The sequence below is a fragment of the Pseudoalteromonas sp. SA25 genome, from assembly GCF_011378705.1.
GTDB classification, from domain to species: Bacteria; Pseudomonadota; Gammaproteobacteria; order Enterobacterales; family Alteromonadaceae; genus Pseudoalteromonas; species Pseudoalteromonas arctica.
In genome coordinates, this window is record NZ_WTKV01000020.1 from 67913 (window position 1) to 79685 (window position 11773).

Below are 11773 nucleotides of genomic sequence, written 5' to 3' on the forward strand. Positions count from 1 at the left end.
TTACATCCCACCCTTTGGCTCTAAAAGCTGTTTTGTCCAAAAATGTTTACAATAAACTACCTTCTCAAAGCGACTTAGCGTATTATTCGGCTAATATAGTTTTTCCTTCTTTGAGGATGTATGCGTCTAGATATTCACTGTGCTGATCGAATTGGTATTGCTCAAGAAATCCTTAATATATTAGTTAACTACAGCGTTGATTTGAAAGGAATTGAAGTCGATTCTATAAATTGTCGTATGTACGTTAGTTTTCCCGAAATTGAATTTGAACAATTCCAAAAAATTATGCCATCGATACGTTTAATCGACGGTGTACATGATGTGCGTACCACTGCATTTTTACCATCTGAGCGTGAACACAACGAATTAAATACTTTACTACGTGCATTGCCTGATGGGGTTATCTCTATTGATGCCAAAGGTTGGGTACGTTTATGTAACGATGCAGCATGTAAAGACTTACAGCTAATTGAAAAAGACGTGATTGGTGCAAATATTAATAACCTGCTTAAAGGCTTTAACTTTACACGCTGGTTAGAAGGTAAAGAAGTACTCGGACAAACCACACGCGTTGAAGTTGCTGGTGAGGATTTTATTGCAGACATTTTGCCAATTGCAGTGCCTCAAGGTATTGAAGGTGATGTGCTTGCTGGTGCGGTTATTAACATTAAATCGCAAAGTCGGTTAGGGCAGCAAGTCAGTGCATTTAGACGTTACGGGCAAGAAAGCTTTGCTACTATCCATAACTTTAGTACGGCAATGCGCCGAGTTGTGCGCGAAGCACGCAAAATGGCGCAACTAGAAGCCCCTATTTTGATTACTGGTGAAACAGGAACAGGTAAAGAGTTATTAGCTAGAGCGTGCCATTATGCATCTAATCGTTCTGTTAAACCTTTTATTGCACTGTCGTGTGCTTCACTTCCTGATGATGTTGCTGAGTCTGAGTTATTTGGTTATGCCGGGTACGAAGAAAATGCAGCACCTAAGCGCGGTGTATTAGAGCAAGCCGATGGTGGAACTGTATTTTTAGATGAAGTTGGCGAAATGTCGACTCAACTACAAACTAAGTTACTGCGTTTTTTACAAGATGGTACGTTTAGAAAAGTAGGCGATGAGAACGAAGTTAAAGTAAATGTACGTATTGTTGCCGCTACTCAAAAAGACTTACCTGCAATGGTACAAGAAGGGGTTTTTAGAGAAGACTTATATTACCGTATAAACGTGCTTACTTTAGAAATAGCACCACTAAGAGATAGAAAAGCAGATGTAGGACCACTTGCAGAGCATTTTATTCAAAAATATGCGCAACAAAATGGTCATGCAATTCCTGTTTTATCACAAGAGTGTTTGAGCTTTTTACAAGAGTATCCGTGGCCAGGAAATGTTCGTCAGCTGGAAAATGCAATTTACCGTGCAGTGTCGTTACTAGATGATAGCGAGCTTCGCGTAGAGCATTTACAGTTACCAACTTTTACCCATGATTTAGGGTATTTAGAGTCTGATTTTGAAGGCTCACTAGATCAAGCTGTTAAACGTTTTGAAGCGACTTTACTACGCAAACTCTACCCAGCTTATCCAAGCTCACGTCAGTTAGCTAAGCGATTGGGTCTAAGTCACACCGCGGTAGCTAATAAATTACGTGATTACGGGATTAACCGAAAAACAGTAAAAGTGTAATTAACATAAAGAAATTAAAATATGGGGACTAATTTTTAGTGCCCATATTTTTTGTTACCCCATCAACTGCAATCGTCTCAATACCTTCTTCGTTAAAGTTCATTACAATACTGGCGTTATTACGAGTGAAAAAATAGCTACGGCCATTTAGCTCAATAACATAGTCACCTTTTACCGGATCGCTAAACTGCTGCTTTTTTAGAGTGACTGTATGTTCGCCAATTAGCCATTCAAACTCTTCAATAAACCCATTATTAAATTCTTGAATCCATACTTGGCTGTCATCTTTTGAAAGCGTGATGGCGACAGAATAAGAGCTAGGAATTTGCTCCATATTGTAACTTTTAGATCCAATAGTGAATTTCTCAGCTTTTTGCTGCCATTCAAAACCAAATTTAAATTCTTTAACTACACCAGTAGGGTAAGTAATAGAGCCTTTACCCGGTAATGAAAAATCGGCAAAAGCATTGTAGCTAGGTACTAATAGGGCCAGTGAAGCGATAATTTTTAGTTTTGATTTCATTAGTTATCTTTTTATTGTAATAATGATTTAAGATTAAAGTAGAATATTCGTCTTCGCAAGGGGCTATGCTACACTCGAATAAATTTAACTGGTAAGACCTTTTTTGTGAACTTATATATTCGACTTTTATTATTGTTTTTTAAAATTAAACGTAACAAGCAATATCAAAATTTACTTGATACGGTAGATATTGATTACAAAGCTCTACCTACTGATTGTGACATTAATTTACATTTAACAAACTCACGTTACCTCGCGATGATGGATTTATCTCGAACTTGGATGACTGAGCGCGTTGGCTTGCTTAAACAAATAATGAAGCGTCGCTGGTTTCCGATTGTTAACGCAACTGCTATTACTTATATTCGTGATATTAAGCCTATGCAGCGATATACAATAAGTACTAAGTTAGTTGGATGGGATCATAAATACTTTTATATTGAGCAAAAGTTTCACTCAGAACGAGGCTTACATGCTATTGCTTATGTACGCGGTGTATTTAAAAGTAAAAAAGGGATTATAAGTATTGAAGAAATGCTTGAAGTGGCTGGTTTTGATGGCCAAACACCTATATTGCCAAGTGAAGTTATGCACTGGAAAGAAATGCTAGAGCAGAAAAAGTTAAGTAACCTGCCCTAATCTCTACAAATGAAAAAAAGGCCTTTCGGCCTTTTAACACACATTGTAATTGGGTAACTACGTACTACTTTATATATGCTTTAAAAGCTGTATCTAACACCGAACATAGCAACAACGGGGTCAAGCTCAACAGTTGATGTAAGTGCTTTTGCACCATTAGCATAAACAGTGGCATCGGTATCAATATCCATAATTGATACCATGGCGTGTAGACCCCAGTTTGCATCAATTTTATAGTTAGCACCTACCTGAGCCATAAAGCCAAACGAATCATCTAATTTTACTTCTACATCGTCTGTTTCTAGCGTCGCTTTAAGTGCTTGAGAAGGTTGCTCATCAAAAAATGCAGTGTAGTTTATGCCTACGCCTATAAAAGGTCTTAACGCATAACTTGTGTCTAAAAAGTGGTATTGCGCAACTAAAGAAGGAGGAAGCTGTTTTATATCTGCAATTTTGTTGCCTGCTAAGCCGCCTGCGCCATTCACATCGTGTGAAAAAGGTGTTGCTGCTATTAGTTCTAACACCCATTGATCGTTAAATGCATAATCTACAGTGATACCTAGTTGAGTATCTGAATCACCTTTAAGGCCCAGCGTAGGTGCTTCATTAATTGCTGAGCTACTGTTATCAGGGTTTACGTTAATAGCGCCAACATTTACGCTAAAGTTAGCGTGTGCAGCTGGAGAGAGTGCTAATAAAGAGGTTAATAATGCGATGCTAATTTGAGTTTTCATGTTGTTCTCCAAGAACTACTGTTTGATTGGCGCTATTATTACCGAGCAATAAAAATGAAAACCTGTTCTAGATCAAAGTTTAAAAAACATTTTAACCTTGTGGAATGCTTTATTGATTTAGATTAAATTTAGCGTCGTTCTGTTTTTGAAAAGATTGACATATTTATTTCATCAACAGTCATATGAATGTATTAAGGCTGACATCGCTTAGTCATAAACTCACGTTTTAATAAAGGCACATTAAATAATAAAGTGTGTTTAACATGTTTTTAGAAGCATTCGAAAAAAAATCAAAAACAACGGATATTCAAAAAGAAGTTGTAGAGCACTTACAAACACTAATTCGCTTTGAATCAGTAACCCCTAACCAAGCGGGTGCAATTGATTGGCTTGCAGATAAATTGGTGGATTTAGGTTTAAGTTGCGAGCAATTTACTATAAATGGTGTAACCAATTTAATTGCCTGCATAAAATTCAAAGATGGCCCATGTGTTGCTTTTTCAGGGCACATTGATGTAGTACCAGCAACAAGTAGCGGTTGGTTAAGTCCTCCTTTTGAAGGGCGAGTGCGCAATGATGCAATATATGGTAGAGGGGCGGCCGATATGAAAGGGGGTGTTGCCGCCATGCTTAGCGCCACAAAAAAGTTAATTAATAGTGAATCCGCTAAAGCAGGGACTCTTTACTGGCTTATCACGTCAGATGAAGAGGGAGAAGCTGAATTTGGTTCCCAAGAAATAGTTAATAAGCTTGCCAAGCAAGGTGTTGTATTAGATGGCTGTATTGTAGGGGAGCCATCAAGTGTGGCACAAGTTGGCGATACGGTTAAGAATGGCCGTCGTGGTGCGCTTTCAGCTCGGATTTTAGTTACTGGTAAGGCAGGTCATGTAGCTTATCCTCAAAACACACTCAATGCTGCTCATATTGCTGCAAAAATAGTAAATAGCTTGAGTGATCAGATCTGGTTACTCGATGTGGCTAGCTCAAAAACCACACTGCAAGTGACTGGAATTAACATAAATAATGTGGTCGATAATTTAGTGCCAAGCCATTGTGAGATTACATTTAATGTACGTTATAGCCACGGTTACAGTAGCGCAGCAGTTAAAACGCAATTAATGAATACCCTAAACAAGTTTGCTGAGCATTTTACAATTGAGTGGGAACGCCCATGCGAGCCTTATTATACAAGCCATAATACGGGTTGGAGTTTACTTACTCATATTGAGCAGGCTATTTACAAAAACACCTCAAGTTACCCATTACTAAGTACAAATGGAGGGACATCAGATGGACGATTTTTTGCCAGCCCCCATACTCAAGTTATTGAATGTGGTGTGCGAAACAATACGATTCATCAAGCTAATGAACACGTACCTATTAGTGATTTACTTAAAATTGAAGCTATTTATACAACTCTACTAGAGCAGATATTTATACAACTCTACTAGAGCAGATATTTATAAATAATTAAATATAAATCGAGTACTTTATAAATATAAAGCACTCTCTTATTATTGGTTATTCTAAATAACGTTTGGCTTTGTTTTCTTTTACATTTTCAAGATCGACCAATACCAATCCATCAATACAATTATTAAAATCGGGATCAATACTAAAGCTTAAAAATTGCACGCCACCTGGTTTACAAAGTTCAGTGTATTGTTTAAATAAAGTAGGGACTTGAGCCCCCATATTAGCTAACACATGCTTTAACTCTACAAAATCTTCTTTTACGTCATTGCCGCAAAAAAGAGTATTGCACTGGGTTAGCTGTTGCTCAGTTAATTTAAATTCATTATTAGGCGTAGCTAATTCAATACCACTTTTATAGTAATGCTGATAGTAATAAACGAGCATGGCTTTTGCTTGCTCGGGTAGAGCATTTGATACACTTACAGCACCAAACAAGTATCTGTACTGTGGATAGCTTTTTATAAAAGCGCCAATGCCATACCATAAATAGTCGAGGCTCTTACGCCCCCAATATTTAGGCTGTACAAAGCTTCTACCAAGCTCAATTCCTTGTTTTAGATAGGGCGTCATAGCGTCGGTATAAGAAAATAAGCTATCAGTATACAAACCTTCGCGGCCATGTTTTTGTATTATCTGTTGTGCACAGGCTAATCGATAAGCACCTACCAGCTCTAGCTGCATTGGGTCCCACAGTACAAGGTGTTGGTAATCCATATCGTATTTATCTATATCACGACGCTTACCACTACCTTCACCGACTGCTCTAAATGCTATTTCTCTCAGGCGCCCTAACTCTCTAAAAATAGGTGAGCTACCTGCATATTGGTATAGATGAATATGCATACCGTCTTGCGTTTTACCAAGTAGTTGGCATTGCTCAATTGCTTTTTTTAGCTCTTTTCTGCACTCGGGAACAGCGATAGGTGTTTGTGTTTTTAGCGGCAGTGCTTTTTTTGTTGTAAGCCTATAAAGCTGTTTACGGATGAGGTTTACAACTTCTTTATCTTTAAGATTTTCTATTAAGTAAGATTCAGGAGGGATAGAGGCGCCAATCTCAAACTCTAAAGATTTTTGGCGCTGCTTAAACATTTCGGCCACTAATAGTAAACTTGCCAAAGGTTTATAAATCATTGATGTGCCATAAAAAAGTGGACTGTTTTTGGCTTTAATATAAATAGGTAAAATAGGGCAGTTAGCTTTTTTTGCCATACGTAAAAAGCCACTATTCCATTTGCAGTCTTTAATACCTGTTGGCCCTAATCGCGATACTTCTCCTGCCGGAAATATAAGTAATGCGCCTTCATCCTTTAAATGGTTTTGTATATTACTAAGCTCTTGTTTTTTACTCATACCTGATAAGTTATCTACGGGGAGTAAAAGTGAGTGCATTGGAGTAACCGACATCAACATGCGGTTTGCCACTACTTTTAAATCCTGTCTTACAGTTGAAAGTACTTTGATAAGTGCTAAAGCATCTAATGAACCAATAGGGTGGTTAGCAACGATAACAAGTTTACCCTCGTTAGGAATATGTTCTATCTGCTTAGGTTTATAGCGCGTATCAAAATTGAGTTCATCGAGCACTTGTTCAACAAATTCTAATCCTTGTAGGTGAGGGTAGGCATCACCAAAAGCAACAAACTCTTGTTCATGTAATAAGTAGCCTAGGCCTTTTTTTACTAAACCTTTTACTTTTGGAGAGTTCTCTAGTTGTGGTAAGTTTGCAGCAATTACTTTATCAACACTTATCATATTAACCTCATATTCCGTTTGGCCTATTCGCCATACATGTAAGATTAAAAAAAGGGTGTGACAGTTACTTTGCAGTAGTGTGACTTTTTAAAGTGCTAACTTATAAACTGTGTATTGTTAGGAGAATTTATGTCGGTATTGGTTGCTATAACTGGGCGTGACAACACAAAACTAATAACGAAGTTACAAGAGCGATTACCAAATACGCTGATAGAGCAATGGCCTGATTGCAAAAACGCACATGATGTGGATTTTGTACTTGCGTGGAAAGCGCCAGAATCTATGTGGCCACAGCTACCTAACTTAAAGGCTGTGTCGTCATTTGGTGCTGGCGTAGACAGTATCGATTTAACATTACTCGACGAAAGTGTTGAAGTAGTACGTATTGTTGACATGCAACTAGCTGAAGATATGGCGGAATATGTACTTACACATGTATTAGCTCAAAAATTACGCTTAAAAGAGTATTACACTAAACAAACACAGCAAACATGGAAGCCAAAACGAGCTTTTAGTGATAAACATGTTGGTATACTTGGATTTGGCGAATTAGGTAAAGCATGTGCGCAAAAACTTGTAACTAATGGTTTTAAAGTAAGTGCCTGGGCGCAAAGTAATAAAAACACGACTAATGTCGAGGTTTATTATGGCGATGAAGGACTTAGAGATATGCTTTGTAAGATTGATTATCTCGTGTGCTTATTACCTCTTACGCAGGCAACGAAGGGTATTATTAATCATTCAATGCTCGCTAAGCTACCTTCACATGCTGTTGTTATTAATGTGGCACGTGGTGCTCATGTGGTTGAGCAAGATTTACTAAATGCATTAAATAACGATAGCTTACGCGCTGCTACCTTGGATGTTTTTGACCAAGAACCTTTAACGCAGAACCACCCTTACTGGGGAAATTCCAAAATAACACTTACACCACATTGTGCAGCGCTATCTGATTTAAATAGCGTTATAGACCAAATAGCCGATAATATTGAACGTTTGAATAAGGGTTTAGCACTCAATAATTCAGTGGATAGAACTAAAGGTTATTAGCTGATAGCTAATTAGTTTAAAAAACAGCTTGTTAACATTTGTAATTTTCATTAGTGTAAAAGATATTCTCACTAATAAAAATATAAAGAGGTTGTTATGAAATCCAGTCAAAGTGGGGCTAAATTAAGCCTCGTTGTTATTTCAATTATTGTGCTAGGTGTTTCAGCTTGGTTTAATCAGGCTAACGCTGAAGATAGTCCATCTAAAACACAAACCCAAAGTGAATTAACAATAGCAGATTAACCTAGCTTATTAGGTATTTTCGGTTTTCGTCTTTCTTCTCGTTTTTCTCAACAGTACATGCACAGCACCATTATTGTAGTGGTGCTTCAGTGGCGTTTAATATTGTCCTGATCCATCGTGTTTCTAATATTTTAAAAATTAGCAATAAAAAAGCCCAGCAATGCTGGGCTATTAAATATTCTAGGGAAAAGTTGTTAACTTTGGGTTACATTAAATTGCCCAAATGTATAAACTTTAAACAAGTAAAAAGTATTGATCAACACTAAACTCATATTTGAAATAACACTCGACGACATAAGATCTAAGCTAAATGATAAGAATAATAAACCACACGCACTAATGGCGGCAACGCGCAGCAGTGTTATCTGGTTAATAAAGAATGCACCTAAACCTAGTGCAAGTAGTGTAGTATTTAAAAGCCAATCTAGCTCGTTTAGCATGGTCGTTTCAATAGTTCAGTTGTTGAAAAAAGGAGCGCCATTATGTTGATCTTTTGCGCACCTTTCAACCAAGTAATTTTAAATTTTCAGATTAGTTTTTTTAATGCTAAAAGTAGCTACCGATTGCTGAAAATAAACCATTATCAGCAATTACTTGATACTTTTGGCAGCTCTGCGGTTTTTGTAAGTCACTGCATAAATAAAGGGACTCACGGCTAGAATCATAGGTGGGGTGTAGGTTTGAATCAATCAAAGTAGCCCCCTTGCCAAAGAATCCGGGCCAGTAAACACTCTCACTTACCATCCCTAATTTTTTATAGGTGAGTAAGGTAGGTTTTGGAAAAGCTAAAATTATTACAGCAACGACAGCGAGTGATATAAACAGTCCTTTTTTTTGCGTTGTTTTTTGGCTTATATCATTCTTTGCACTGGAATTTAACTCGCCAGGTGAAGGGCGCTGAGTAGAACGCTGAGGTTTTCTTTTTTGCGCTGTTTTTTTTCTTGCCGGTGCTTTACCTAGCAACGATTGTTTATTTGGGGTTTTAGACATAAAGCAAATCTGGCCTTTTTTCCGTAGGTCTCTATAATTAAATGAGTAAATTTATATACTAAGCTAATTATTATGATAACTTAAAGTTAGCTTATAGCCTACGAGGAATAAAGATGAATACGCAGCTATCAATTTTAATTGTAGATGACGTTAGCACAGTGCGTAGTTTTTTGAGCCAAACGCTCATGCACTTAGGGATAGATAACGTAAAGGAAGCATCTACTGCCTCACAATGTATTAGTGAGTGCCAAGCTGCAAATTATAATATCATTTTTTTAGACATTGAATTACCAGACGGTGATGGTAAAGATTTGATTGCACAAATCAATGAATTAAGCCCAGAGACAAATGTGGTTATGGTATCTGCACATTCAGGTATTGAGAATGTTAAGGATGCAATTGATAAAGGCGCTAAAGGGTTTGTAGTAAAGCCATTTACACCTAAAAAAATAGCGGCAATGCTTAAGAAGTTTTATCCAGATTTAGAAAATGTCTAATAAAGTAAGTACATTTAAAATTTAAACAAAAAAAAACCGGCAAAAGCCGGTTTTTTATATTCTATCAAAAACAAATTATAGAGCTTTAATCTTAGCTGCTATACGGCTCTTATGACGAGCTGCTTTGTTTTTGTGAATTAGACCCTTAGTTGCGTAACGGTCTAGGATAGGTGTAGCAACAGAAAAAGCTTGCTGTGCAGCTTCTTTATCGCCCGCTTCAATAGCAACAATTACTTTTTTGAAGTAAGTGCGCATCATTGAACGACGGCTTGCGTTGTGCTGACGGTTTTTTTCGCTTGTGATAGCGCGTTTTTTTGCAGACTTGATGTTAGCCAAGGTTTGCTCCTAACAATCTTAAAATAAAGCTTAAATTAAAGGCCGTGGAATATGCCTGTTTCTATCATGGATGTCAATTTAAATTTAACAATCCAAGAAAAACTGCACCATATAACGAGCATCAATTTGCCGCTTTAGCAGTTAATACCGACATTGTAACAAAGCACAGACCCCCAGCCTAGTGCTTTAAAGCGATTTATAAAAAAGACTGTGGCATAATCGCTTATCTTGAGGATTTTTGAGTAGGTTTAAGGTGTCAAAAGGTTTATTTCGCTCCGGTATGATTGTTAGTTGTATGACTATGATATCGCGTATTTTAGGGCTCGTTCGAGATGCTGTTGTTGCCAATTTATTAGGCGCAAGTGCGGCGGCTGATGTTTTTTTATTTGCTAACCGTATTCCTAATTTTTTACGTCGTTTATTTGCAGAAGGTGCCTTCGCACAAGCATTTGTACCTGTGCTGAGTGAAATTAAAGAACAGCAAGGCGACGACAAGGTCAGACTTTTTGTTGCACAAGCAGCAGGCACATTAGGAACCATTTTACTGATTGTCACTATTATAGGTGTTGTTGCTTCACCCGTTATTGCAGCATTGTTTGGCACCGGTTGGTTTATAGATTGGTGGCAGGGCGGACCCAATGCCGAAAAGTTTGAACTTGCAAGTTCATTACTTAAATTTACATTCCCTTATTTGTTTTTTGTAAGCTTAGTTGCGCTTAGTGGTGCGGTAATGAACGTATATAACCGTTTTGCTGTTGCTGCATTTACACCTGTTTTACTCAATGTTTCTATCATTACATGTGCAATTTTTTTACATGATAAATTTAGTGTTGGGGCTTATTCACTCGCAATTGGCGTATTTATTGGTGGCGTTGTGCAGTTATTGTTTCAACTTCCATTTTTATACCGTGCAAAAATGTTGGCGCGTCCACGCTGGGCATGGCAAGACGAAAACGTAAAAAAAGTACGTAAACTTATGCTTCCTGCTTTGTTTGGCGTATCTATTAGCCAAATTAATTTGTTGCTTGATACCATGATTGCGTCATTACTGATGACAGGCTCGATTGCATGGCTTTATTATTCAGACCGTTTAATTGAATTTCCGCTGGGCTTATTTGGTATTGGTATTGCGACAGTTATTTTACCGGCGCTTTCTAGGTTACATAGCAGTAAAAAAAGTAGTGACTTTCAGCATACTCTCGACTGGGGGGTGCGTTTTGTTATATTTTTAGGCCTACCAGCAATGATAGGTCTAATGATCATCAGCCCGCTTATTATCACCGTATTGTTCGACCACGGTGCGTTTAAAGAAGACAGTGTTGATCATGTTAAAGCAGTAAGTTTAGGCGTAGTCGCATATTCAGTAGGGCTTGTAAGCTTTATGCTGATTAAAGTACTTGCTCCTGGCTTTTATGCTCGTCAAGACACAAAAACGCCGGTGCGTATTGGTATTATTACCTTAGTGTTGAATATGGTATTTAATATTATGCTGGCTCCTTTCATTGGTTATTTAGGATTAGCACTCGCTACTTCGCTATCGGCTAGTTGTAATGCATTTTTGCTGTATAGGCAGCTTAAAAAAGAAAATGTGTATCAGTTTTCATCAATGAGTATGCGCTTTACACTTAAATGTGTTGTTGCAAGTATGGTTATGGGAGCTGTTACATGGTTTGTGAGCAGTTACTATTACTGGGCTACATGGGCTTTTACACAGCAGGTAGTCTTATTAATAGCACTCGTGGCTTTGGCAGGTATTAGTTACTTTGCAATGCTATTTTTGATGGGCGTTAGACTAAATACGATAAAAAGTGTAGCAATTACTGAATCAAACTAAAAAAAAGATTATAATCGGCAAC

General features: G+C 37.6%; 13 protein-coding genes. 7 read left to right on the forward strand and 6 right to left on the reverse strand.

All coding sequences use genetic code 11. The annotated features are described in order from the left end of the window. Window positions 1-120: 120 nt before the first annotated feature. Window positions 121-1677, forward strand: coding sequence for a transcriptional regulator TyrR (gene tyrR, locus GQR45_RS15785; RefSeq protein WP_165726452.1), 1557 nt, complete (start codon window positions 121-123; stop codon window positions 1675-1677). Window positions 1678-1705: 28 nt separating this feature from the next. On the opposite strand, the gene GQR45_RS15790 is transcribed toward tyrR, so the two are convergent. After that, window positions 1706-2200, reverse strand: a complete 495-nt coding sequence (locus GQR45_RS15790; protein ID WP_165726453.1) for a hypothetical protein — start codon at window positions 2198-2200, stop codon at window positions 1706-1708. 105 nt (window positions 2201-2305) lie between these two features. Between GQR45_RS15790 and GQR45_RS15795 the strand changes: the two genes are divergently transcribed. Then, window positions 2306-2839, forward strand: coding sequence for a thioesterase family protein (locus GQR45_RS15795; RefSeq protein WP_002958217.1), 534 nt, complete (start codon window positions 2306-2308; stop codon window positions 2837-2839). An 80-nt stretch (window positions 2840-2919) separates the two neighbouring features. Here GQR45_RS15795 and GQR45_RS15800 read toward each other — a convergent pair whose 3' ends face one another. After that, a complete protein-coding gene (locus GQR45_RS15800; protein WP_165726454.1) occupies window positions 2920-3573 on the reverse strand; it encodes an OmpW family outer membrane protein in 654 nt (217 codons plus the stop codon). 263 nt (window positions 3574-3836) lie between these two features. Here GQR45_RS15800 and dapE point away from each other — a divergent pair, with 263 nt between their 5' ends. Beyond that, window positions 3837-5024, forward strand: a complete 1188-nt coding sequence (gene dapE / locus GQR45_RS15805; RefSeq protein WP_165726455.1) for a succinyl-diaminopimelate desuccinylase — start codon at window positions 3837-3839, stop codon at window positions 5022-5024. 70 nt (window positions 5025-5094) lie between these two features. Here the strand turns inward: dapE and GQR45_RS15810 are convergent, their stop codons facing one another. Further along, a complete protein-coding gene (locus tag GQR45_RS15810; RefSeq protein WP_024589427.1) occupies window positions 5095-6801 on the reverse strand; it encodes a lysophospholipid acyltransferase family protein in 1707 nt (568 codons plus the stop codon). 129 nt (window positions 6802-6930) lie between these two features. On the opposite strand from GQR45_RS15810, the gene GQR45_RS15815 reads away from it, so the two are divergent. Both GQR45_RS15815 and GQR45_RS15820 read left to right on the forward strand, forming a co-directional pair. Continuing rightward, the gene (locus GQR45_RS15815; protein ID WP_165726456.1) at window positions 6931-7851 is read left to right on the forward strand and encodes a glyoxylate/hydroxypyruvate reductase A; all 921 of its coding nucleotides are present in this window, start codon (window positions 6931-6933) and stop codon (window positions 7849-7851) included. Window positions 7852-7947: 96 nt separating this feature from the next. Further along, a complete protein-coding gene (locus GQR45_RS15820) occupies window positions 7948-8094 on the forward strand; it encodes a hypothetical protein (protein ID WP_002958221.1) in 147 nt (48 codons plus the stop codon). A 194-nt stretch (window positions 8095-8288) separates the two neighbouring features. Here the strand turns inward: GQR45_RS15820 and GQR45_RS15825 are convergent, their stop codons facing one another. Further along, window positions 8289-8534 carry a hypothetical protein gene (locus GQR45_RS15825; protein WP_002958222.1) on the reverse strand — a complete coding sequence of 82 codons (246 nt, stop codon included), beginning with the start codon at window positions 8532-8534 and terminating at the stop codon, window positions 8289-8291. 106 nt (window positions 8535-8640) lie between these two features. After that, on the reverse strand, window positions 8641-9084 hold the full coding sequence (locus tag GQR45_RS15830; RefSeq protein WP_101217800.1) for a hypothetical protein: 444 nt from the start codon (window positions 9082-9084) through the stop codon (window positions 8641-8643). Between the two features lie 113 nt (window positions 9085-9197). Here GQR45_RS15830 and GQR45_RS15835 point away from each other — a divergent pair, with 113 nt between their 5' ends. Then, on the forward strand, window positions 9198-9581 hold the full coding sequence (locus GQR45_RS15835; protein WP_002958224.1) for a response regulator: 384 nt from the start codon (window positions 9198-9200) through the stop codon (window positions 9579-9581). Window positions 9582-9656: 75 nt separating this feature from the next. Here the strand turns inward: GQR45_RS15835 and rpsT are convergent, their stop codons facing one another. Next, the gene (rpsT, locus tag GQR45_RS15840) at window positions 9657-9917 is read right to left on the reverse strand and encodes a 30S ribosomal protein S20 (protein WP_002958225.1); all 261 of its coding nucleotides are present in this window, start codon (window positions 9915-9917) and stop codon (window positions 9657-9659) included. Window positions 9918-10170: 253 nt separating this feature from the next. On the opposite strand from rpsT, the gene murJ reads away from it, so the two are divergent. Next, window positions 10171-11751 (forward strand): murein biosynthesis integral membrane protein MurJ, encoded by a 1581-nt coding sequence (gene murJ / locus GQR45_RS15845; RefSeq protein WP_010555111.1) that lies wholly within the window; start codon window positions 10171-10173, stop codon window positions 11749-11751. Window positions 11752-11773 lie beyond the last annotated feature (22 nt).